The 24,232-nt window shown below is 72.8% G+C and carries 14 protein-coding genes and 1 pseudogene; 10 read left to right on the top strand and 5 right to left on the bottom strand.

Annotated elements, in window-relative coordinates; all coding sequences use genetic code 11:
- Positions 1 to 259: 259 nt before the first annotated feature.
- A complete protein-coding gene (locus ACIP67_RS08560) occupies positions 260 to 1,984 on the bottom strand; it encodes a M4 family metallopeptidase (protein ID WP_401689416.1) in 1,725 nt (574 codons plus the stop codon).
- Positions 1,985 to 2,462: 478 nt separating this feature from the next.
- Between ACIP67_RS08560 and ACIP67_RS08555 the strand changes: the two genes are divergently transcribed.
- Together ACIP67_RS08555 and ACIP67_RS08550 are read left to right on the top strand one after the other, a co-directional pair.
- Positions 2,463 to 2,993 carry a hypothetical protein gene (locus ACIP67_RS08555; RefSeq protein WP_389512113.1) on the top strand — a complete coding sequence of 177 codons (531 nt, stop codon included), beginning with the start codon at positions 2,463 to 2,465 and terminating at the stop codon, positions 2,991 to 2,993.
- Positions 2,994 to 3,110: 117 nt separating this feature from the next.
- Entirely contained in the window at positions 3,111 to 3,758 is a 648-nt protein-coding gene (locus tag ACIP67_RS08550) for a class F sortase (RefSeq protein ID WP_401689413.1), read from the top strand.
- Positions 3,759 to 4,069: 311 nt separating this feature from the next.
- Here ACIP67_RS08550 and ACIP67_RS08545 read toward each other — a convergent pair whose 3' ends face one another.
- Complete coding sequence (locus ACIP67_RS08545) at positions 4,070 to 4,852, bottom strand: sulfite exporter TauE/SafE family protein (protein ID WP_401689410.1); 783 nt, start codon at positions 4,850 to 4,852, stop codon at positions 4,070 to 4,072.
- 223 nt (positions 4,853 to 5,075) lie between these two features.
- Here ACIP67_RS08545 and ACIP67_RS08540 point away from each other — a divergent pair, with 223 nt between their 5' ends.
- From ACIP67_RS08540 to ACIP67_RS08520, 5 genes are all read left to right on the top strand, one after another.
- Complete coding sequence (locus tag ACIP67_RS08540) at positions 5,076 to 6,299, top strand: NAD(P)/FAD-dependent oxidoreductase (protein WP_401689407.1); 1,224 nt, start codon at positions 5,076 to 5,078, stop codon at positions 6,297 to 6,299.
- Positions 6,299 to 8,932 carry a nitrite reductase large subunit NirB gene (gene nirB / locus ACIP67_RS08535; protein ID WP_401689405.1) on the top strand — a complete coding sequence of 878 codons (2,634 nt, stop codon included), beginning with the start codon at positions 6,299 to 6,301 and terminating at the stop codon, positions 8,930 to 8,932. Before ACIP67_RS08540 ends, nirB begins: the two co-directional genes overlap by 1 nt.
- The gene (nirD, locus tag ACIP67_RS08530; RefSeq protein ID WP_401689402.1) at positions 8,929 to 9,288 is read left to right on the top strand and encodes a nitrite reductase small subunit NirD; all 360 of its coding nucleotides are present in this window, start codon (positions 8,929 to 8,931) and stop codon (positions 9,286 to 9,288) included. Before nirB ends, nirD begins: the two co-directional genes overlap by 4 nt.
- Before the next feature lie 687 nt (positions 9,289 to 9,975).
- On the top strand, positions 9,976 to 11,130 hold the full coding sequence (locus ACIP67_RS08525) for an alkaline phosphatase PhoX (protein ID WP_401689399.1): 1,155 nt from the start codon (positions 9,976 to 9,978) through the stop codon (positions 11,128 to 11,130).
- A gap of 135 nt (positions 11,131 to 11,265) precedes the next feature.
- Positions 11,266 to 12,204 carry an SMP-30/gluconolactonase/LRE family protein gene (locus ACIP67_RS08520; RefSeq protein WP_401689396.1) on the top strand — a complete coding sequence of 313 codons (939 nt, stop codon included), beginning with the start codon at positions 11,266 to 11,268 and terminating at the stop codon, positions 12,202 to 12,204.
- Positions 12,205 to 12,304: 100 nt separating this feature from the next.
- Here the strand turns inward: ACIP67_RS08520 and ACIP67_RS08515 are convergent.
- Positions 12,305 to 12,625: pseudogene (locus tag ACIP67_RS08515) on the bottom strand (SAM-dependent methyltransferase); the annotation flags it as partial.
- A 429-nt stretch (positions 12,626 to 13,054) separates the two neighbouring features.
- Here ACIP67_RS08515 and ACIP67_RS08510 point away from each other — a divergent pair.
- Complete coding sequence (locus ACIP67_RS08510; protein ID WP_401689393.1) at positions 13,055 to 15,685, top strand: valine--tRNA ligase; 2,631 nt, start codon at positions 13,055 to 13,057, stop codon at positions 15,683 to 15,685.
- Positions 15,686 to 16,025: 340 nt separating this feature from the next.
- On the opposite strand, the gene ppdK is transcribed toward ACIP67_RS08510, so the two are convergent.
- The gene (gene ppdK / locus ACIP67_RS08505; RefSeq protein ID WP_401689390.1) at positions 16,026 to 18,773 is read right to left on the bottom strand and encodes a pyruvate, phosphate dikinase; all 2,748 of its coding nucleotides are present in this window, start codon (positions 18,771 to 18,773) and stop codon (positions 16,026 to 16,028) included.
- Between the two features lie 431 nt (positions 18,774 to 19,204).
- Positions 19,205 to 20,425 (bottom strand): ROK family protein, encoded by a 1,221-nt coding sequence (locus ACIP67_RS08500; protein ID WP_401689387.1) that lies wholly within the window; start codon positions 20,423 to 20,425, stop codon positions 19,205 to 19,207.
- A gap of 131 nt (positions 20,426 to 20,556) precedes the next feature.
- Between ACIP67_RS08500 and ACIP67_RS08495 the strand changes: the two genes are divergently transcribed.
- Positions 20,557 to 22,134, top strand: coding sequence for an MGH1-like glycoside hydrolase domain-containing protein (locus ACIP67_RS08495; protein WP_401689383.1), 1,578 nt, complete (start codon positions 20,557 to 20,559; stop codon positions 22,132 to 22,134).
- 103 nt (positions 22,135 to 22,237) lie between these two features.
- Complete coding sequence (locus ACIP67_RS08490; protein WP_401689381.1) at positions 22,238 to 24,175, top strand: glycogen debranching N-terminal domain-containing protein; 1,938 nt, start codon at positions 22,238 to 22,240, stop codon at positions 24,173 to 24,175.
- Positions 24,176 to 24,232: the final 57 nt, after the last annotated feature.

The raw sequence follows: 24,232 nt of genomic DNA, 5'->3' as shown, positions 1-24,232 counted from the left end.
TCGTAGGGTGCGTCGCTCGGGGCGAGCGATGGTGCGTCGAGCTGGTAGCGTCATCCATGTCGGCTATATCGTCAACAATTTGCGCAACAATTGGGTCGGGATTCACGAGCCCCGCACACCTCACGGGCCCCGCACACCTCACGGGCCCCGCAGACCTGACCTCACGGGCCCCGCAGACCTCGCGGGCCTCGGACGCCGCACGGCGAAGGCCGGCACCCCGTCCGGGGCACCGGCCTTGGCGTGTCGTCCGCGGAGGCGGTCAGGTGACGTTGACCGCGCTCCAGGCCGCCGCCACCGCCTCCTGTTCGGTGCTGCCGGCGCCGTAGAGGTCACGGGCCGCGGCGAGGGTGGCGGTGCGGGCGCCCGCGTAGTCCGTCGAGGACGTCATGTACACCGTCAGCGCCCGGTACCAGATGCTGCCGAGCTTGTCCCGGCCGATGCCCGTCACCGTGGAGCCGTCGAAGGACGGCGAGTCGTAGCCGACGCCGTTGACGGTGCTGGTGCCGCTGCCCTCCGCCAGCAGGAACGCGAAGTGGTTGGCGACGCCCGAGGAGTAGTGCACGTCGAGGTCGGCCACCGTGCTGCTCCAGTAGTCGGCGGAGCTGCCGTCCCTGGACGGCCGGTCCATGTAGCGCAGGGCGTCCCGGCCGAAGCCGGAGCGCACGATCTTCTCGCCGATCAGGTAGTCGCCGGGGTCGGAGGCGTTGCCGGCGTGGAACTCCACGAGCGTGCCGAGGATGTCGGAGGTCGCCTCGTTCAGGCCGCCGGACTCGCCGGAGTAGGCCAGGTTCGCCGTCGCGGAGGTCACGCCGTGGGTCATCTCGTGGCCGGCCACGTCCAGCGACACCAGCGGGCCGAGCTGCGTGCCGTCACCGTCGCCGTACGTCATGCAGAAGCAACTGTCGTCCCAGAAGGCGTTGTTGTAGCCGTTGCCGTAGTGGACGCGGTTGTAGGAGCCCTTGCCGTCGCCCGCGATGCCGTTGCGGCCGTGGACGTCCTGGTAGTAGTCCCAGGTCATGTCCGTGCCGTACTGGGCGTCGACGGCGGCCGTCGCGCGGTCGGTGGCCGCGCCCGTGCCCCAGTGGTTGTCGGCGTCCGTGAAGACGGTCGAGGGCGCGCGGCTGACGCAGATGCCGAGGACGCACAGGTCGGTGCGGCCCGCGGCGTCACCGGTGTACGTGTTGCCGCGGGTGGGGTCCTTGAGCTGGTACGCCGAGCCGGACGGGGTCGTCTCCAGCGGGACCGTACCGCCGTACAGGGACCGCCCGTCGCCCGTCGCGGACTCCAGGGTGTCCCAGGCGTCGATCTCGGCGCCGGTCGCCGCGTCGGTCAGCACGGCGCGGGCGACCGGGTTGCCGAGGGCGTCCAGGGCGGCGACGTCCGTCCGCCAGGCCAGCCGGGGGGCGCCGTGCAGGGCGTCGACGACCAGGCGCGGCTCGGCGGTGAGCTGCTTCAGGGTCTCGTCGAGGTGGACGGCGCGCAGGGCGTCGGCGGCGGCGTCGGCGGCCTTCGGGGCGGGGAGCGCGGGGGTGACGGTGGAGAGGGAGACCGTGCCGCGCGTCGCCCGGTCCGCGCCGCGGTACGTGCCGTCCGGGGCGAGATGCACCACGAAGTCCCCACCCAGCACGGGGAGTAGGCGGTAGGTCCGGTCGTAGCGGACGTGCTGGGTGCCGTCCGGGTCGACGACGACGTCCCGGACGGAGGTGCCCTGGGCGGCGGTCAGTCCCAGGCCCGCGGCGTGCGCGGCCAGGGCCGAGGCCGCGTTGCCGATCGCGGTGGCCCGGTCCGGGCGGTCCGCCGCGCCGGCGGTGGCGGCGGGGACGGCGGGGACGGCGGGGACGGCGGTGGGGGCGGTGGCGGTCAAGTCGCCGGTGGTGGCGGCGGTCGCGGGCGTGAGGGTGGCGGCCAGGAGGGCGGCCGTGGTGGCGGCGATGCCTGCGGTGGTGAGACGGGAGCCTCGGGCGTGCTGCCGTATCCGGCGCATCGGTCTCCTCAGGAAGGCGCCAGGGGCGCGTGGGGGGATGTGTGGGGGGGGTGGGGGGCGTTGACGTGGTCCTGAGATTCAAGAGGCCGCGGATATGTCATGTCCATAGCGCTCACGTGCGGGGGGAGTGAGAGGACGGAGTCGTTTCCGTGAGCGTTGTGGAACCGCCCTCCCCGCTCCCGGCCGGGGAGGGCAGGGGGCCGCGGCGGGGCCGTGCGGTGGGGCCGTGCGGTGGGGCCGGTCACCCGTTCACACCCTCGTCCCGCGGTTTTCCGCGAGACACCTACCGCACGGCGGTGACCTGCCCGAACGCACCGGCGGTCGCCCGTCCCGCCCCCCGTTCACCTCATCGCCGACGCCCTCTCGACAAGCGCGTTCGCGCCACCGGGACTTACCTCGTAAGGGCAGGGACGCGACCGACGCAGCGGCACATGGGGATGCCGCCGGGCGTGCCCTGGACGAGCTCGGAGGAGCACCGATGCGACGTACCGCCGTCCGTCTGCTGACCGGCAGCGTGTTCGCCGTGGCCGCCGCGGGCGCCGTCGCCGCGCCCGCCTGGGCCGCCGGCAGCGGCACCGGCCGGCTGGAGGTGTCTCCCTCCAGCGTGGTGCCGGGCGACGAGGTCACCGTGGAGACGGCGGCGTGCGGATCCCCCCCGACGGCGGCGGGCGACGCCGGCGCGGTGGGCGCCGGGCGCTTCACGCTGGCGCCCGGCGCACGGGAGAGCGAGGCGGTCGGGCGGTTCCGGGTGCCGCCGAGCGCGCAGCCGGGCACGTACGAGATCGTCGCGGAGTGCGCCGCGGACGGACGGAAGGTCACCGGCGACCTGGTGGTGACGCTGACGGCCGTGCCGCAGCAGGTGTATCCGCGGGGAAGCGTGAAGACGGGGGTCGGCGGCGCACTGGGCCCCGATCCCGTGCAGACCGCGGCCGGTGTGGCGGCTCTCGCCGTCGCCGCCGCGGGCGGTACCTGGCTCCTGCATCGCCGGGCGAGAGGCGACGGGATCTGACGGACACCCTCCGCTGTCCGTCGGCCGGTACCGCATGTCCCCTCCCCCTCCGGGTCCGACGCCCCTCGCGGCCCGGAGGGGGCACGGGGGCCTCCGTCCACGAGAGGAGTGCTTCGCATGCGCAGGGTCGGCAACTCCGCGATAGCGGCCGTCACCGCGGTCGCCCTCTGCTCGGGTGCGTGGCTGCTGCACAGCGGCGCCGGCACCCACGCCCCGCCGCGGCCGTCCGCGGCCCAGGCCCACCCGGACCGCGCCGACCCGCACTCCACGCCCGCGCCCGCTCCCGCTCCCGCTCCCCCGCTGCCGCCCTCCCCGCCCGACCGCGTCCGCATCCCGTCCCTGCGCGTCGACGCCCCCCTCACGGGCCTGGGACTGACCGCGTCCGGCAGCCTCGACGTACCGCCCGCCGAGGACGACAACCTCGCCGGCTGGTACGAGTCCGGCACCACCCCCGGCGAGACCGGCACCGCGATCGTCGCCGGCCACGTCGACACCGCCGACGGCCCCGCCGTCTTCTACGACCTCGGCGCCCTGGAGCGGGGCGCCACCATCGAGGTGGACCGGCGCGACGGCACGGTCGCGGTGTTCACCGTGGACGCGGTCGAGATGTACGACGCGCGCGACTTCCCCGACACGACGGTGTACGGCGCGGCGAAGCGCCCGGAACTGCGCGTCATCACCTGCGGCGGCGGCTACTCCCGCACCACCGGCTACCAGGCGAACGTGGTGGTCTTCGCCCACCTGACGGACAGCCGCGCGGGCTGACCGAGGGGCGCCCGGCGGCGGGAACCGGAGGAGCACCCGGCGGCGGAGTGCCGGAGGAGCACCCGGCGGCCCGGTAGCGGAGGGCATCCACGGCCAAGGGCGCCGGAAAGGCACCCGGCGGCGGAGTGCCGGAGGAGCCCCGGCGGCGGAGTGCCGGAGGGCGTCCACGGCCAGGGGCGCCCGAGAGGCACCCGGCAGCGGAGTGCCCGAGAGGCGCCCGACGGCGGAGTGCCGGAGAGGCGCCCGACTGCGAACTGCCGTGCGGGCGTCCGCAGTTGCCGGGAGGGCCGGAGGAGCGCCCGGCGTGCGCGTCACGCCCCCCACTGCTCGTACGCCAGGTTCGCCACCAGTGCGAACACCACCGTCAGCAGCACTACGCGCACGAACCCGCTGCCCTTCTTCAGCGCCGTCCGGGCCCCCAGCATGCCGCCCGCGAGGTTGAACACGGCCATCAGTCCCGCCAGTTGCCACAGCACGGCCCCCTGCCAGGCGAACATCGCGAGGGCGCCGGCGTTGGTGCAGCAGTTGACGATCTTGGCGGTGGCGGAGGCGGTCACCAGGTCGTGGTGGAGCACGGCGGTCAGCGCGAGGACGAGGAAGGTGCCGGTGCCGGGGCCGACGAGACCGTCGTAGAAGCCGATGCCGAGGCCCGCGAGGCCGATCGCGGCGAGGACCCGGCGCGGTCCGGCCGGTCCGGTCGCGGGTGCCGTGCCGAACGCGGGGCGCAGGATGACGAAGGCGGCCACCCCCAGCAGCACCACCATGATGACCGGCTTGAGCACGTCGGTGCTCATCCCCGCCGCGAAGAACGCCCCCGCCGACGACCCGGCGAGCGCGGCGAGCCCGATCCGGACAGCCAGGCCCACGTCGACCGGCGCCCGGCGGGCGTACGTGACCGCCGCCCCGGCGGTGCCGACGATGGCCACCGCCTTGTTGGTGCCGAGCGCGTGCGCGGCCGGGCTGCCGGCCGGCAGGCCGAGCAGGAGCGCCGGGAGCAGCAGGAGCCCGCCGCCGCCGACCACGGCGTCGATCCAGCCGGCCGCGAGGGCGGCGAGACAGAGGACGGCCACCATGGTCATGGATATGTCGGGCATGGACGCGACCCTACGGGGCCGGATACATGTCCCGTCCACCGATCTGAGCAGGTCCTGAGGTTGCGGACCCGCCCGACGGGCCCGCGTCCCTTGTCCTCACCGCCGCCCGGCGCCGCCCGCCGAAAACCCTCACACCCGTCCGCCGTCCCCGCTGAGGGCAGCGTTCCTCGCGGGAAACAACCGTGATGCGGTCGGGTAACGTCCGCACCGCACGCTCGACGGCATGACCTCGAATTCGCGTGTGGTGGTGATCGGCGCCGGCCTCGCGGGCGTACGGCTCGCCCGGCGGCTCGGTGAGCTCGGCACGCCCGCCCTGCTGATCGGCGAGGAGGAGCACGTCCCGTACAACCGGGTCCTGCTCGCCGAGGTGCTGGCCGGACGGTACGCCCCCGAGGTGATCGCGCTGCCCGCGCCCGCCGAACTGGTGCGCGCCCGCGTCACCGGCATCGACCGCGAACGGCGCGCCGTCGCCTGCGCGGACGGCTCGGAGATCGCATACGACACGCTGGTGCTGGCGACCGGCTCCAACCCGGTGCTGCCGCCGCTGCGCGGCCTGTTCACCCCGGACCACGTCCTGCCCGAGGGGGTGCACGCGTTCCGGACCATGGACGACTGCCTGGGCCTGTCCAAGGCGGTCCGGCCGGGTGTGCGGGCCGTCGTCATCGGCGGCGGACTCCTCGGGGTCTCCGCGGCCCGCGCGCTCGCCGTGCGCGGCGCCCAGGTCGTCCTCGCCCAGCAGTCCGAGCGGCTGATGGAGCGCCAGCTCGACCCGGGTGCCTCGAAGCTCGTCCTGCGGCACCTGAAGGACCTCGGCGTCGAGGTGCACACCGAGTGCCGGGTGCGCGACGTGCGCTGCGTCGGCGGCGCGGTCCGCTCGGTGGAGATGGCCGACGGCTACGCCCTCGACGCCGACCTGGTGGTGCTGGCCTGCGGGGTCCACCCGCGCGCCGGCCTCGCCAAGACGGCCGGGCTCGCCGTCCACAAGGGCGTCCTCGTCGACGACGAACTGCGCACCTCCGACCCGCACATCCGGGCGATCGGCGACTGCGCCCAGCACGACGGGAACGTCTACGGCCTCGCCGCCCCCGCCCTGGAACAGGCCGACGTACTGGCCGAGCTGCTCGCGGGCACCGCCGGAAACGCCGGCGCCCGCTACACCGGCACCCGTTCCCTGACCCGCCTCACGCTCAACGGCACCACCGCCTTCGACCTCGCCGCGTTCGGCGAGACCGAGGCACGCCCCGGCGACGACGTCGTCCAGCTCGCCGACGCCACCCGCGGCACCTACCGCAAGGTCGTCGTCCGCGACGACCGCCTGGTCGGCGGGGTCCTCGTCGGCGAACTCGGCACCGTCGGCGCGCTCGCGCGCGCCTGGGAGGGAGCAGAGCCGCTCCCGCGCAACGGCGCTCCTCTGCTCCACCTGCTCACCAACGATGGAGGCTCCTGATGTCCACGACCACGACCGCACCTGTGGGGACCGGCCCCCGCCCCACGATCGTGCTCGTCGGCCACGGCATGGTCGGCCAGCGCTTCCTCGAAGCGCTCGCCGAACGCGGCCTGACCGCCACGCACCGCGTGGTCGTGCTGTGCGAGGAGCCTCGCCCCGCGTACGACCGCGTCCAGCTCACCTCGTACTTCTCGGGGAAGACCCCCGAGGACCTCTCCATGACCGACATGGCGTTCATCGAGCAGCACGGCATCGAGCTGTACGTGGGCGACCCGGCGGAGACGGTCGACCGTGCGGCGAAGAAGGTCACGGCCCGGTCCGGCCAGGTCTTCGAGTACGACACCCTCGTCCTCGCCACCGGCTCCTACCCCTTCGTCCCGCCGGTCCCCCACAAGGACGCCCAGGGCTGTTTCGTCTACCGCACGATCGAGGACCTCCTCGCCATCGAGGAGTACGCCAAGACGGCGACGACCGGTGCGGTGGTCGGCGGCGGTCTGCTCGGCCTCGAGGCCGCGGGCGCGCTGAAGGGCCTCGGACTCACCAGCCACATCGTGGAGTTCGCGCCCCGTCTGATGCCCGTCCAGGTCGACGAGGGCGGCGGCGCCGCGCTGCTGCGCACCATCGAGGACATGGGCCTGTCCGTGCACACCGGCGTGGGCACGCAGGAGATCGTCGTCGACGAGTCCGGCGCGGTCACCGGCATGAAGCTGTCCGACGGCTCCGAACTCGCCACCGACCTGGTGGTGTTCAGCGCCGGTGTCCGCCCCCGCGACCAGCTGGCCCGCGACTGCGGTCTGACGGTCGGCGAGCGCGGCGGCATCAGCGTCGACGAGCAGTGCCGCACGGTCGCCGACCCGCACGTGTTCGCGATCGGCGAGTGCGCGCTCGCCGCCGACGGCCGGGTGTACGGCCTGGTCGCCCCCGGGTACGAGCAGGCCGAGACGGCCGCCGCGACGATCGCCGCCGACGAGACGGACCAGTTGTCCTTCACCGGCGCCGACCTCTCCACCAAGCTGAAGCTGCTCGGCGTGGACGTGGCCTCCTTCGGCGACGCGCACGGCACCACCGAGGACTGCCTCGACGTCGTCTACTCCGACTCCCGCTCGGGCCTGTACAAGAAGCTGGTCATCGGCCGCGACGGCACGCTGCTCGGCGGCATCCTGGTCGGCGACGCGGAGGCGTACGGCACGCTGCGCGCGTTCACCGGCTCGGTCCCGCCGGTCTCGCCCGAGGCGCTGGTCCTGCCCGCCGGCGCCGGCGCCCCGGTCCAGCTCGGCCCGTCCGCCCTCCCCGACGACGCGATCATCTGCTCCTGCCACAACGTCTCCAAGGGCACGATCCGCGGCGCGGTCACCGACCACCAGTGCACGACCGTGCCCGAGGTGAAGAAGTGCACCAAGGCCGGCACCGGCTGCGGCTCCTGCGTCAAGGTCCTCGGCCAGCTCGTCACCGCCGAGCTGGAGGCGAGCGGCGTCGTGGTCGACAAGGGCCTGTGCGCCTGCTTCTCGCAGACCCGCGAGGAGCTCTACGAGATCGTCCTCGCCCTGCGCATCAACACCTACCAGGACCTCCTCGACCGCTACGGCCGCGAGGACGCCCGGGGCGGCGACGGCTGCGAGATCTGCAAGCCCGCGGTCGCCTCGATCATCGCCTCCCTCGCCCCGACGATCGGCGCGAGCGGCTACGTCCTCGACGGCGAGCAGGCGGCCCTCCAGGAGACCAACGACCACTTCCTCGCCAACCTCCAGAAGAACGGCTCGTACTCGGTCGTCCCGCGCATCCCCGGCGGCGAGATCACCCCCGAGGGCCTGATCGTGATCGGCGAGATCGCCCGCGACTTCGGCCTCTACACGAAGATCACCGGCGGTCAGCGGATCGACATGTTCGGCGCCCGCGTCGAACAGCTCCCGCTGATCTGGACCCGGCTGGTCGACGCCGGCTTCGAGTCCGGCCATGCCTACGGCAAGTCCCTGCGCACGGTGAAGTCCTGCGTCGGACAGACCTGGTGCCGCTACGGCGTCCAGGACTCCGTCCGCATGGCGATCGACCTGGAGCTGCGCTACCGGGGCCTGCGCTCCCCGCACAAGCTGAAGTCGGCGGTCTCCGGCTGCCAGCGCGAGTGCGCGGAGGCCCAGTCGAAGGACTTCGGCGTGATCGCCACGGCCAACGGCTGGAACCTGTACGTCGCCGGCAACGGCGGCGCCACCCCGCGCCACGCGGACCTGCTCGCCCAGGACCTGTCCGACGCCGAGCTGATCCGCCTGATCGACCGGTTCCTGATGTTCTACATCCGCACCGCCGACCGCCTGGAGCGCACCTCCACCTGGCTGGAGCGGATCCCCGGCGGCCTGGACCACGTCCGGGACGTGGTCGTGGAGGACTCCCTCGGCATCTGCGAGGAGCTGGAGTCCCTGATGGCGGCGCACGTCGCGCACTACGCGGACGAGTGGGCCACCACCATCAACGACCCCGAGAAGCTGGCCCGGTTCGTGTCCTTCGTGAACGCGCCCGACACCCCGGACCCGGTCGTCGGCTTCGTCCCCGAGCGCGACCAGATCAAGCCCGACCTGCCGCTGCTCTCCATCGGCATGCGTCCCACGGAAGACGTCCTGGAAGGAAGCGCCCAGCGATGACCCTGGCACCCGAGACGACCGACCTGAAGGTCCAGCTGAAGCTGGACTCCCCGGCAGGCGACTGGTTCACCGTCTGCGACCTGCACCAGCTCGTCCCCGGCCGGGGCGTGGCCGCCCTGCTGCCGGACGGCCGCCAGGTCGCCCTGTTCCGCGACCGCAAGGGCGAGCTGTACGCCGTCGACAACCGCGACCCGTTCGGCGGCGCGGCGGTCCTCTCCCGCGGCCTGCTGGGCGCCCAGCAGGGCAGCCCGTTCGTCGCCTCGCCCCTGCTCAAGCAGCGCTTCGACCTGCGGAGCGGGCGGTGCCTGGACGACGACACGGTCCGCATCACCACCTACGAGGTGCGGGCGGCCTGACGGCCGTCCCCCGCCTCACCACCGGCCCGGGCGCGGTCCCGGCGGTCTCCCCGACCGCCGCGACGGCACCCGGGCCGGTCCGGTTCACCGAACCGGCCTGTGACGGGGCCACCGCGGCACCTCACGACCCGCTGGCCCCACGACCCGGTGGCCCGGTGGCCCGGTGGCCTGGTGGCCGGATGGCCGCATGGCCCGATGGCCGCATGGCCGGATGGCCGGATGGCCGCATGGCCGGATGGCCGGATGGCCGGATGGCCGGATCGCCGGATCGCCAGATCGCCAGATCGCCGGATCGCCGGAATGGCCGCATGGCCGCATGGCCCGATGACCGCATGGCCGCATGGCCCGATGGCCCGATGGCCCGATGACCGCATGGCCGCACGGCCGCACGGCCCGATGGCCGCATGGCCGCATGGCCCGATGGCCCGATGGCCCGATGACCGCATGGCCGCACGGCCGCACGGCCCGATGGCCGCATGGCCGCATGGCCGCACGGCCGCATGGCCGCACGGCCCGATGGCCGCATGGCCGCATGACCCGATGGCCGGACACCGCTGTCCTCGCCCCGGGCACTCCCCCGTTACGACGTGTGCACGACACGGCCACCCCACCCTCCTAGCCTCCCTGACCGCACGACCCCGCGGCCGGCCGGCGGCGGGGCGGTCACGACACCCCCTGGGAGTGAGCGTGGAACGTCGTACCCTCCTGCGTGCGGCCGTCATCGGCGGGTCCGCCGTGCTCGGCGGAACCCTCTGGCGCGGCGCCGCGTACGCCGCACCGGCCCAGCCCGGCACCGGACCGTACGGGGCGCTCGGCGCACCGGACACCAACGGCATCCGCCTCCCGAGCGGCTTCACCAGCCGGGTGATCGCCCGCTCCGGGCAGACGGTGACCGGCACGTCGTACACCTGGCACGACGCGCCCGACGGCGGCGCCTGCTACGCGGACGGCACCGGCTGGATCTACGTCTCCAACTCGGAGATCAACCCCTCGGGCGGCGCGAGCGCGGTGACGTTCTCGTCGTCGGGCACGGTGACCGGCGCGTACCGCATCCTCTCCGGCACCCGCACCAACTGCGCGGGCGGGAAGACGCCGTGGAACACCTGGCTGTCCTGCGAGGAGGTCGACCGCGGCTACGTCTACGAGACCGACCCCTGGGGCGTGAAGGCGGCGGTGCGCCGGGACGCGATGGGCCGCTTCAAGCACGAGGCGGCGGCCGCCGACCCGGTCCGCGGGGTCGTCTACCTCACCGAGGACGTCACCGACGGCTGCTTCTACCGCTTCCGCCCGACGACGTGGGGCGACCTGTCGGCCGGCACGCTGGAGGTGCTGGTGGCGGGGAGCGCGACGAGCGGCCCGGTGACCTGGTCCCCGGTCCCGGACCCCACCGGCGCCGCCGCGACCCGTAACCAGGTCTCCGGCGCCAAGCGCTTCAACGGCGGCGAAGGCTGCCACTACGCGGACGGCACGTGCTGGTTCACGACGAAGGGCGACAACCGCGTCTGGCGGTACGACGCGGCGGCGCAGACGATCGACCTCGCCTACGACGACTCCCTGGTGACGTCCGGCACGGCCCCCCTGACCGGCGTCGACAACGTCACCGGCGCCGCCTCCGGCGACCTGTTCGTGGCGGAGGACGGCGGGAACATGGAGATCTGCGTGATCACCCCGGACGACGTGGTCGCCCCGTTCCTCCGCATCGACGGCCAGTCGGCGTCGGAGATCACCGGCCCGGCCTTCTCCCCCGACGGCACCCGCCTGTACTTCTCCAGCCAGCGCGGCACGTCGGGCAGTTCGTCGGGCGGCGTCACGTACGAGGTGACCGGTCCGTTCCGGGCGTAGTCGACGGCACAGTCGGGACGGTTGACAGGAACCCGACAGCGAAAGGGCGGCTCGTCATGCGTCGCGCCGACGCAAGATGGAGGCGAAGTCGCGCATGACGAGTCCGCCGCCCGACCCCTTCCCGGAGGCACCGACATGACCCCCGACCCCTCGCGCCGCACCGTCCTCGGCGGCGCCCTGGCCGCCCTCGCCCTGACCGCCACTGCGGCCCCGGCCGAGGCGACGCCCCGCACCGGAACGGCGACCTGGCCGACGGTGTTCCCGCTCCCCGACGGCTGGCTCCCGGAGGGCATCACCATCGGCAGCAGGCCGTACGCCTACCTGGGCTCCCGCGCCCACGGCGGCGTCTACCGCACCGACCTGCGCACCGGCGAGGGCACCGTGCTCCACGCGGGCGGCACCGGCCTCGCGGCCATCGGCCTGAAGCTGGACGACGACGGCCTGCTGTACGTCAGCGGCGGCGCCGGCGGAACCGCGAGGATCATCGACTCCCGCTCGGGCGAGCTGCTCGCCACCCACCAGCTCACCCGCAACGCGGCCCCGTTCATCAACGACGTCGTCCTGCACCGGGACCGCGCCTGGTTCACCGACTCCCGCGACGCCGTCCTGTACGGCGTCCCGCGCGGCCGCGACGGCGCGGTGCGCGCGCTCCCCCTCACCGGCGCATGGGTCCAGGCACCCGCCGGGACCAACAGCGCCAACGGCCTCGTCGCCACCCCCGACGGCCACGGCCTGATCGTCGTCAACGCGGGACAGCTGTACCGGGTGAGCATCCGGACCGGCCACGCCACCAGGATCACCCTGACCGGCGCGACCGACGTCACCAACGGCGACGGCCTCCTGCGCATCGGCCGCACCCTGTACGTCGTACAGAACCGCCTGAACAAGATCACCGCCTGGACCCTCGACCGGACGGCCACCTCCGCCACCCTCACCCGCACGATCACCTCCCCCCACTTCGACGTCCCCACCACAGCCGCCCACCACCACAACCGCCTCTACGTCGTCAACGCCCGCTTCACCAGCCCCCAGACCCCGGAGACGACGTTCACGGGGGTGGGGGTGCCGCTCTAGAGCAGGGCCGGGCGGTCCCGCAACCCGACGGCAGGCCGCCCGGCCGCCACCCCTCTCCCGCCGGCATGACGATGCCGACGCCGACGGGACGAGTCGGCCCTCAGCGACGACAGACGAGCTTGCCGCCCAGGCAGGTGACCTCGAAGGTCCCGTACCGGGCGAGGTGATCGACGAGGACCGTGCGGGCCCGCTCGATCGTGGCCTCGAAAGGCACATCGTGCCGGTCCGCCCACGCCCGGTACGAGGCCATGTGCGCGATGACCGGCTCGGGATCGCGGACCGTGACGGTGCCGGGCAGTCCGATCGTCTCCACACGGCCGAACTCCCCCCCCAGGAGGGCCGGGGCCTTCTCCAGGGTGAAGCGGGCGCTGAGCGAGATGCGGGCAGGTCCGCGTCCGATGCCGAGGACGTCGCCCGCTGCCACAGGGGCGACATCGACGCCGAACAGCCGTGCCAGGTAATTCCGGGTGCACGGGACCGGGATACGCGCCTCGCGCTCGTAACGCCCGCTCTCTTTTCCGGTCCTGGCCGCGCGCCCCTCGAGGGCGTTGTACTCGTCGGCCACTCGCTGTGGGGTCCAGCCGCGCGCGGTGCGCAGCCGAACGAGCAATGCGCCGACTGCTCGTACAAGAACTGATCGCCGAAGCCTGGCCCCTCCCCCGCACGAGGATGGTCGTCTCCCCGCACCAAGTTGCCGGCCGGGCGGGGTGCGATGAGATCGGCCGCACGGAAGTGTTCTTGGTCATACTTGAATCTCCTCCGTGCGGCCATCTCCACGTACCGGCAGCAGCCCGCTCGCCCGGAGAGAGTCAGCCGAGGGCGAAAATGCGGCGGGCCTAGAATGGCCGTCGTGACCGACAACACTCAGCGCCCCGACAACGGGCCGAACAGCGCCCCCGAACTGCCGACCCAGTACGCGCCGGCCGAGGTAGAGGGGCCGCTGTACGAGCGTTGGGTGAAGCGCGGGTACTTCGAGGCCGACGCGAAGAGCGAGAAGCCTGCGTACACCATCGTCATCCCGCCGCCGAACGTCACCGGATCCCTCCACCTCGGCCACGCCTTCGAGCACACGCTGATCGACGCCCTCACCCGGCGCAAGCGCATGCAGGGCTACGAGACGCTGTGGCAGCCCGGCATGGACCACGCCGGTATCGCCACCCAGAACGTCGTCGAGCGTGAGCTCGCCAAGGAGGGCAAGTCCCGCCACGACCTGGGCCGCGAAGCCTTCGTCGAGCGCGTCTGGGAGTGGAAGCACGAGTCCGGCGGGCAGATCGCCGGCCAGATGCAGCGCCTCGGCGAGGGCCTGGCCTGGAGCCGGGACCGCTTCACCATGGACGAGGGCCTGTCCCGTGCCGTCCAGACCATCTTCAAGAAGCTCTACGACGACGAGCTGATCTACCGCGCCGAGCGCATCATCAACTGGTGCCCCCGCTGCCTCACGGCCATCTCCGACATCGAGGTGGACTACCAGGACGACGACGGCGAGCTCGTCTCCATGAAGTACGGCGAGGGCGAGGACACGATCGTCGTCGCCACCACCCGTGCCGAGACGATGCTCGGTGACACCGCCGTCGCCGTCCACCCCGACGACGAGCGCTACGCCCACCTGATCGGGAAGCAGATCAAGCTGCCGCTGACCGACCGGACCATCCCGGTCGTCGCCGACACGCACGTCGACCCGGAGTTCGGCACTGGCGCCGTCAAGGTGACCCCGGCGCACGACCCGAACGACTTCGCCATCGGGCAGCGCCACGACCTCGAATCCGCCGAGGTCCTCGACGAGCGCGGCATCATCACCGTCCACGGCCCCTTCCTCGGCCTGGACCGCTTCGAGGCGCGCTCCGCGATCGTCGCCGCCCTGCGCGCCGAGGGCCGGATCGTCGCCGAGAAGCGGCCGTACGTCCACTCCGTGGGTCACTGCTCGCGCTGCAAGACGACGCTGGAGCCGCGCCTGTCGATGCAGTGGTGGGTCAAGGTCGAGACCCTCGCCAAGGCGGCCGGCGACGCGGTTCGCGACGGTCGGGTCGGCATCCACCCGACCGACATGTTGCAGCGCTACTTCGACTGGGTCGACAACCTCAACGACTGGTGCATCTCGCGCCAGCTGTGGTGGGGCCACCGCATCCCGGTCTGGCACGGCCCGAACGGCGAGCTGGTCTGCGTCGGCCCCGACGAGGAGCCGCCCACGGGTGAGGGCTGGACGCAGGACACCGACGTTCTCGACACGTGGTTCTCGTCCGGCCTGTGGCCGTTCTCCACGCTGGGCTGGCCGGAGCAGACGCCGGACCTGGAGAAGTTCTACCCGAACTCCGTCCTGGTCACCGGCTACGACCTGATGTTCTTCTGGGTCGCCCGGATGATGATGTTCGGCCTGTACGCGATGGACGGCCAGCCTCCGTTCCGCACGATCGCGTTCCACGGCATGGTCCGCGACGAGTTCGGCAAGAAGATGTCGAAGTCGTTCGGGAACACGGTCAACCCGCTGGACTGGATGGACAAGTACGGCTCGGACGCCCTGCGCTTCACCCTGGCCAAGGGCGCCAACCCCGGCGTCGACGTCCCGATCGGTGAGGACTGGGTCCAGGCGTCCCGGAACTTCGCCAACAAGATCTGGAACGCGACGCGCTTCGCGATGATGAACGGCGCGACGGTCGAGGGCGAGCTGCCGCCGGCCGAGAAGCTCTCGGCGACCGACCGCTGGATCCTGTCGCGGCTGAACAAGGTCGTCGCCGAGGCGGACGCCTACTACGACGACTACCAGTTCGCCAAGCTCGCGGATGCTCTGTACCACTTCGCGTGGGACGAGGTCTTCGACTGGTACGTCGAGCTGTCGAAGACGACGTTCTTCGACGGTGGTGAGCAGGCCAAGGTCTCGGCCCGCGTCCTGGGCGAGGTCCTCGACGTCACCCTGCGGCTGCTCCACCCGATCGTCCCGTTCGTCACGGACACCCTGTGGACCACGCTGACGGGCGGGGAGTCGGTCGTCATCGCCGAGTGGCCGAAGGACTCTGGTTTCCGCGACGATGCCGCGGAAAAAGAGATCGAGCTGGTCCAGCAGGTCGTCACCGAGGTCCGCCGGTTCCGCTCGGACCAGGGCCTTCAGCCCGGTCAGAAGGTCCCGGCCCGCCTGGAGCTCGACGGCACGGCGCTGGCTCCGCACGAGGCGGCCATCCGCCAGCTGCTGCGCCTCCAGCCGGAGGGCGAGGGCTTCGCCGCCACCGCCTCCCTGCCGGTCGCCGGCGCCACCGTCTCGCTCGACCTGTCGGGCACGATCGACGTGGCCGCCGAGCGCAAGCGCCTCGGGAAGGACCTGACCGCCGCCGAGAAGGAGAAGGCCCAGGCCGAGGGCAAGCTCGGCAACGAGGCGTTCCTTGCCAAGGCCCCGGACAACGTGGTCGACAAGATCCGCACCCGTCTGGCGAAGGCGGAGGAGGACATCGCCCGCATTCAGGAGCAGCTCGACAAGCTGCCTCCGCAGTAGCACCGGGAACACGCCCGAAGGGGGCCCGGACCGCGTGGTCCGGGCCCCCTTCGCCGGTCTCCGGCCTGGCCACGATCCCTACGGAGTCCCCAGCGTGTCGTACGGGCTCGACAGGGTGAACTCGCGCTGCTCCGCGACGATCTGGGCCTGGTGGAGATCGAAGGAGATGGTGAACCCCTCGAAGGCCCCGGACATCCACGACATCGTGTGCACAGAGGGCGACACCCCCGCACAGGGTGTCGCCCTCGTCTTGCATGCCGGAGCCGCCGCGATCGGTACTGAGGGTCGGGGACCGCGGCGGCTCCGGGGTCAGGTGGGGTCCGTCGGGGACGGGCCCGGGTCAGCGGTGGTCGCTGCCCTCCGACTGCGTCGCCGCGCGGCCCGCCTCCAGGCGGGCGACCGGGATGCGGAAGGGGGAGCAGGAGACGTAGTCGAGGCCGACCTCGTGGAAGAAGTGGACGGACTCGGGATCGCCGCCGTGTTCGCCGCAGACGCCGAGCTTGAGGTCGGGGCGGGTGCGGCGGCCCGCTTCGGCGGCGGCCTTCACCAGGGAGCCCACGCCGTCCTTGTCGATCGTCTCGAACGGGGAGACGCCGAAGATGCCCCTCTCCAGGTAGGCGGTGAAGAAGGAGGCCTCCACGTCGTCGCGGCTGAAGCCCCAGACCGTCTGGGTGAGGTCGTTCGTGCCGAAGCTGAAGAACTCCGCGGCCTCGGCGATCTGGCCGGCGGTCAGCGCGGCCCGCGGCAGCTCGATCATCGTGCCGATCGACAGCTTCAGGGTCACGCCCGTCGCCGCCTCGACCTCCGCGACGACCTGGTCGGCCTCCTCGCGGACGATCTCCAGCTCCTGGACGGTGCCGACGAGCGGGATCATGATCTCGGCGCGCGGGTCGCCCTTGGCGTTGCGGCGCTCGGCCGCCGCCTCGGCGATGGCACGGACCTGCATGGTGAACAGGCCGGGGATGACCAGGCCCAGCCGGACGCCGCGCAGGCCGAGCATCGGGTTCTGCTCGTGCAGGCGGTGGACCGCCTGGAGCAGGCGCAGCTCGTTCTCGTGCGGCTCCTGGCGGGACTCCGCGAGGGCGACGCGGACCGAGAGTTCCGTGATGTCGGGGAGGAACTCGTGCAGCGGCGGGTCGAGGAGGCGGATCGTGACCGGGAGGCCGTCCATCGCCTCGAAGAGCTCCACGAAGTCCCGCTTCTGGAGCGGCAGCAGCTCCTTCAGGGACTCCTCGCGCTCGGCCTCCGTGTCCGCGAGGATCAGTCGCTCGACCAGTTCACGGCGGTCGCCGAGGAACATGTGCTCGGTGCGGCACAGACCGATGCCCTGGGCGCCGAAGCGGCGGGCGCGCAGCGCGTCCTCGGCGTTGTCGGCGTTCGCGCGGACCCGCAGCCGGCGCTTGCGGTCGGCGAAGGCCATGATGCGGTGCACGGCCTCGACCAGCTCGTCGGCGTCGTCGGCGCCGGCGTGCATACGGCCCTCGAAGTACTCGACGACCGGGGACGGGACGACGGGGACCTCGCCGAGGTAGACCTTGCCGGTGGAGCCGTCGATGGAGATGACGTCGCCCTCCTCGACGACGTGGCCGCCCGGGACCGTCATCCGGCGGCGCTTGGTGTCGACCTCCAGCTCCTCGGCGCCACAGACGCAGGTCTTGCCCATGCCGCGGGCCACGACCGCAGCGTGGGAGGTCTTGCCGCCGCGCGAGGTCAGGATGCCCTCGGCGGCGATCATGCCGTCCAGGTCGTCGGGGTTGGTCTCGCGGCGGACGAGGATGACCTTCTCACCGGAGCGGGACCACTTGACGGCCGTGTACGAGTCGAAGACCGCCTTGCCGACCGCCGCGCCCGGCGAGGCGGCGATGCCCCGGCCGACCTGCTCGGTCTTGGCGTGCTCGTCGAAGCGGGGGAACATCAGCTGCGCGAGCTGCGCGCCGTTGACCCGCTGGAGGGCCTCGGTCTCGTCGATCAGGCCCTGGTCGACGAGCTGGGTGGCGATGCGGAAGGCGGCGCCGGCCGTGCGCTTGCCCACGCGCGTCTGGAGCATCCACAGCTGACCGCGCTCGATCGTGAACTCGATGTCGCAGAGGTCCTTGTAGTGGTTCTCCAGCGTCTCCATGATGCCGAGCAGCTGGTCGTAGGACTTCTTGTCGATCTGCTCCAGCTCGGCCAGGGGCACGGTGTTGCGGATGCCGGCGACGACGTCCTCGCCCTGGGCGTTCTGGAGGTAGTCGCCGTAGACGCCCTGGTGGCCCGAGGCGGGGTCACGGGTGAAGGCGACGCCGGTGCCGGAGTCCGGGCCCAGGTTGCCGAACACCATCGAACAGACGTTCACGGCGGTGCCCAGGTCGTGCGGGATGCGTTCCTGCCGCCGGTAGAGCTTCGCCCGGTCGCCGTTCCACGAGTCGAAGACCGCCTTGATCGCGAGGTCCATCTGCTCGCGCGGGTCCTGCGGGAAGTCCCGCCCGGCCTCGGTCTTGACGATCTTCTTGAACTTGGTGACCAGCTTCTTGAGGTCCGCGGCCTCCAGCTCCGTGTCGACGGTGACCTTCTTGGCCGCCTTCGCCGCCTCCAGGGCCTCCTCGAAGAGCTCGCCGTCGACGCCGAGGACCGTCTTGCCGAACATCTGGATCAGACGGCGGTAGGAGTCCCAGGCGAAGCGGTCGTCGCCCGCCTGGGCGGCCAGCCCCTGGACCGACTTGTCGGAGAGGCCGATGTTGAGGACCGTGTCCATCATGCCGGGCATCGAGAACTTGGCACCGGAGCGGACCGAGACGAGCAGGGGGTTGTCGGCCTGGCCGAGCTTCTTGCCCATCCGCTCCTCGAGGGCGACGAGGTGCGCACTCACCTCGTCACGCAGTGCCGCCGGCTCCTCGCCGCTGTCGAGGTAGACCTTGCAGGCCTCGGTGGTGATGGTGAAGCCGGGCGGAACCGGCAGGCCCAGGTTGGTCATCTCGGCGAGGTTGGCGCCCTTGCCACCGAGGAGGTCCTTGAGGTCCTTGTTGCCCTCGGTGAAGTCGTAGACGAACTTCACGCCCTCAACGCTCGCTGCCGGCTGAGCTACGTGGGGATCTTTGTTTTCCGACACGGGTCTCGACTCCTCGAGGACGCGGTGGCTGCCCTGACGGCGAGGAACATACCCAGATCGAAGGCGCCTGGGTACGTCCACTTGTGCGTCATGCGCCTGTAACCCGTCGTCCGCCACGGGATCGAAAGTCAAGGCTGGGCAAGCGCTGAGCAGCCGATGTTTTCACTTCTTGAACACAGACACGCTCATCACCCCACGTTTGCGCTCAGATGAGCGGATCTCATGCGCGTTTGAGTTCGGTCGATGAACGATCAAGGGGTGGCACCCAGTGCCACCCCTTGGAAAAGTGCAGTCGCTCACGGTCCGCTCATCTGAGCGCTACCCCTATCAAGGGTGCCTCAAGGGTGGCGAGAATCACGCTCCCACAGATGGCCCGGTTTCACCATGCGGACGCCGGTTCGGGACGGAAACACGGACGACACGGCGCGGTCTCAGACGCCCATCGCCAGCAGGCGCTCCTCGACCCGCTCCGGCGCGTACAGGTACTCCACGACCAGCGCCCCGGCGCCCACCAGCCCCGCGCGCTCCCCCAGTCGCGAGGTCACCACCTCCAGCCGGGCGGTGGAGCGCGGCAGCGCCCGCTGGTAGAGCAGCTCGCGCACGCCCGTGACGAAGGGGGTGCCGGCCAGGTCGCCGGCGATCATCAGCACCCCGGGGTTGAGCAGCGTCACGACGGTCGCCAGCACGTCGCCCACCTGCCGTCCGGCCTCCCGGGCCAGCGCGGCCGCCTCCGGGTGCCCGGCGGCGAGCAGATCGCGCACGTCCGAGCCGGACGCCGCGGGAACCCCGCTCTCCGCCAGCCGCCGGGCCACGGCGCCACCGCTCGCGACGGCCGCGAGGCAGCCCCTGGAGCCGCAGCGGCACAGCGCCTCGGTGCCGACGCGTATGTGGCCGATGTCGCCGGCCCCGCCGTCCACGCCCCGGTAGATCGCACCGTCGACCACGACCCCCGCGCCGATGCCGGTCGACACCTTCACCAGCACGAACGCCGAGCAGTCCGGGTGGGCGGTGCGCTGTTCGCCGTACGCCATGAGGTTGGCGTCGTTGTCGACGAGGACCGGCACCGGGGGTGCCCCCGTGCGGTCGGTGAACGCCCCGGCGAGGCGGCCGCGTATGTCGTAGCCGTCCCAGCCGGGCATCATCGGCGGCTGGACGACCCGGCCGGCCTCGCTGTCGACCGGGCCGGGGACGGCGATGCCGATGCCGCAGACCTCGCCCGCGCGGTGGCCCGCCTTCTCCAGCAGCTCGGCGAACCAGCGCGCCAGCTCGCCGAGGACGACGTCCGGACCCTCCTCGACCGCCAGCGCGCCCGAGTGTTCGGCGAGGAGCTCGCCGGTCAGGGAGAGCACCGCCGCGCGCGCGTGCCGGGTGTCCAGGTCGGCGGCGAGGACGACGGCGTGCGCGTCGTCGAACTCGAGGGTGATGGAGGGGCGGCCGCCCAGCGGGGAGCCGACCGGTCCGCCGGCGCCCTCGCGCAGCCAGCCCGCGCGGAAGAGGCGGTCCAGCCGCTGGCCGACCGTCGCGCGGGAGAGGCCGGTGGCCTGCTGGAGGGCACCCCGTGTCGTCGCCCGCCCCGTGCGTACCAGTGCGAGCAGATCTCCGGCGCCTGCCTGACCGCCGCCTCTGCCGGTCCGTCCCGGCTGTCCGGTCATGCGCACCCCCTTGTGCTTCCCAAGCCTGCATTACATAGTGGGTTTTGCGTGTTAAATAGACGTAACCCTACGGTAGCCACTGCCGCACCGGGTCGACTGTGCCGTCGTCGTCGTTCTTCGGGGAGCCCCGAGTGGATCGCACCGCCCAGCTCATCGCCCGCCCTGCGGGAACCGCCGCTGTATACGACCCTGCCGTCCCGGCCGGGCCGCTGCACGTCCGCGCGGTGGAGGTCCTCCGGGGCAACTGGACCGGAGCGTCGACGGTGCCCTCGCGCGGGCTGTACCCGCACCAGTGGTCCTGGGACTCGGCGTTCATCGCGATCGGGCTGCGGCACGTCTCGCCGCGGCGGGCCCAGACGGAGCTGGAGACGCTGCTGGCCGCCCAGTGGGGCGACGGGCGCATCCCGCACATCGTCTTCAACCCTTCCGTGCCGCTCGACGCGTACTTCCCGAGCCCCGACTTCTGGCGCTCCTCGACCGCGGGGCGCGCTGCGGGCGCCCCGCGCACCGTACAGACCTCGGGCATCGTGCAGCCACCGGTGCACGCGCTGGCGGCCTGGCTGGTGCACTGCGCCGACCCGGGCCTGTCCCGGGCGCGCGGCTTCCTCGCCCGGGTGTACCCCCGGCTGGCCGCCTGGCACCGCTATCTGCTGCACCGGCGGGATCTGGGCGGGGGCGGGCTGGTGTCGGTCGTGCACCCCTGGGAGCAGGGCATGGACAACGCCCCCTCCTGGGACGTCCCGCTCTCCCGGATCACCCCCGCCCCGACCCGCTCCTTCCGCCGCGCCGACCTGCACCACGGGGCCGCCGAGGACCGGCCGACGGACCTGGACTACGGGCGGTACGTGCGGCTGGCGACGGACTACCGGGACGGCGGGTACCGGGACGGGCCGGGCGGGGGGAGCGGTGCCGGGCCGGGCGGGGGGAACGGCGCCGGGCCGGGCGGGGGGAACGGCGCCGGGCCGGGCGGGGGGAACGGCGCCGGGCCGGGCGGGGGGAACGGCGGGGGCGGGGGCTTCGCCGTGGAGGATCCCTCCTTCAACGCCCTGCTCATCGCCTCCGAGCACGCGCTCGCCCGTATCGCGCGGGAGCTGGGCGCCACCGGCACCGCACGGCACGCGCGCGCGGAGCGGCTGACGGCGGCGCTCGTGGACCGGCTGTGGGATCCGGCGGAGGGCATGTTCCTCTGCCGGGACCTGTGCGGCGGGGGGCTGATCCGGGAGCGCGGGGTCTCCGGCCTGGTGCCGCTGCTGCTGCCCGGCCTGCCGCGCGAGATCGCCGCCGCCCTCGTGGACACGCTGCGCGGCCCGCGCTTCGGGCTGGGCACGATCACCCGCCTCGCCCCCAGTTACGACCTGCTCGGCGAGGCCTTCGACCCGCACCGCTACTGGCGCGGCCCGGCCTGGTTCAACACGAACTGGCTGCTGGAGCGGGGCCTGAGGGCGCACGGCGAGCGGGCGCACGCGGACGCGCTGCGCGAGGCCGTGCTGGACGTCGCGGGCGCCTCGGACTTCGCCGAGTACGTCGACCCGTACACCGGCGAGGCCTGCGGGGCGACCGGCTTCAGCTGGACCGCCGCCCTCACCCTCGACCTGCTGCACGACACGGACGCCCCGCACGGCCTCGGCGGCTCCGACGACAGCGCTCGTCACCCGGACCATCGGCACGGCCTGCACCACGCGACCGATCGGCATCACAGGCACCACTAGCACGCACCACCAGCACCAAGCAACCGATCGACCTGCACCACCGCACCACCCGCACCACCCGCACCACCTCGGACGACACCGCACTCAAGGGAGGGGACCGGGGATGACGGACCGGCATCATCTGCTCGTGCACGGCGGGACGTTCGCCGCCGTCGGTGACCGCGGAGACATCAGCGGCGTACGGAGCGCCGGCTCTCCCGACGGGTTGTTCGTCAGGGACGCACGGCACCTCAGCCGCTGGCAGCTCACGGTCGACGGGGCCGTGCCGGAGGTGCTCTCACCGGTCGCGGACGGGGACACCGCGCGCTGTGTGCTCGTCCCGCGCGGCGGCCGTACCGAGCCGCCCTCGTGCACGCTCTTCCGTGAACAGGCGGTCGGGGACAGCTCGTTCGTGGAGCTGCTGCGGGTCGTCAGCAACCGACCGGTGCCGCTGACGGTCCGGCTGGCGCTGACCGTCGACGCCGACTTCACCGACCAGTTCGAACTCCGCTCCGACCACCGCACCTACGCCAAGACCGGCGCCGTCCGCCGCCGCGAGGTGCTGGACCACGGCGTGGAGTTCACCTACCGGCGCGGGGAGTGGCGGTCCGTCACGACGGTGACCGCCGAGCCCGGCCCGGACGGCGTCGAGGAGACCGGCACCGGTGCCCGCCGGCTGGTGTGGACGCTGGAGCTGGAGCCGCACGGCACGGCCGAGCTGACCCTCCGGGTGATGGCGCGGCCGCACGGCGAGAAGCGGGCCCTGCGTGTGCCCCGCTCCCCGACTTCCTTGACCGAACAGCTTCTTGCGCAGGAGGGCGAGTTCGTGGAAGGCGTCGCCTTCCCGACCGGCTGGCCCGAGCTGGCCGCCGCGTGCGCGCGCGGCCTCGCGGACCTGGCCGCGCTCCAGGTGCCGGCGACCGGCCCGGACGGGGAGGACCTGCGCGTCCCGGCGGCGGGCGCCCCCTGGTTCCTGACGCTGCTGGGCCGCGACGCCCTGCTCACGTCCCTCTTCGCCCTCCCCTACCGCCCCCACCTGGCCGCCGCCACGCTCCCGGCGCTTGCCGCGACCCAGGCCACCGAGACCGGCCCGGAGTCGGTCGCCCAGCCCGGCAAGATCGTCCACGAGGTACGGCACGGCGAGCTCGCCCACTTCCGGCAGGTCCCCTACGGCCGCTACTACGGCTCGGTCGACGCCACCCCCCTCTTCCTCGTGCTGCTCGGCGCGTACGTCGAGCGGACCGGCGACGCGGCCCTCGCCCGCCGCCTCGAACCGCACGCCCGCGCGGCCGTCGGCTGGATGCTCGACCACGGCGGGCTCACCTCGCGCGGCTACCTGGTCTACCGCGCCGACCGGGGCGGCCTCGCCAACCAGAACTGGAAGGACTCCCCCGGCGCCATCTGCTCCGCCGACGGCACCCGCCCGAGCGGCCCGGTGACGGCGGCGGGGGCCCAGGGGTACGCGTACGACGCGCTGCGCCGTACGGCGTGGGTGGCGCGCACGGTGTGGCGGGACGAGACGTACGCCGCGCTGCTGGAGCAGGCCGCCGCCGATCTGCGCGACCGCTTCCAGCGGGACTTCTGGATGCGGGACCACGCCTTCCCGGCGCTCGCGCTGGACGGCCGGGGCCGGCAGGTCGACGCGCTCGCCTCGGACGCCGGGCACCTGCTGTGGTCCGGGCTGCTGGACAAGGAGTACGGGGAGGTCGTCGGGCGGCGGCTGCTGGAGCCCGACTTCTTCTCCGGCTGGGGCGTGCGCACGCTGGCGGCGGGGCAGCCGGCGTACCACCCGCTGTCGTACCACCGGGGTTCGGTCTGGCCGCACGACAACGCGCTGATCACGCTCGGTCTGGCCCGCTACGGCCTGCACGACGAGGCCCGTACGGTCGCCCACGCCCTGGTGGACGCGGCGACCGTGACGGGCCACCGGCTGCCCGAGGTCCTCGCCGGCTACGGCCGGGACACGCACGCCGAGCCGGTGCCCTACCCGCACGCGTGCGTCCGGGAGTCCCGGTCGGCGGCGGCCCCGCTGGCGCTGCTCACGGCGGTGGGCGGGGCATGACGGGGTAGTCGGCCGGGCCGGTGACGGGCGGCTTGGCCGGGCGTTTGCCGGGTGTTT

Source organism: Streptomyces sp. NPDC088812 (assembly GCF_044750285.1).
In the GTDB taxonomy this organism is placed as follows: Bacteria; Actinomycetota; Actinomycetes; order Streptomycetales; family Streptomycetaceae; genus Streptomyces.
This window is presented reverse-complemented; position numbering and strand designations above follow the sequence as displayed.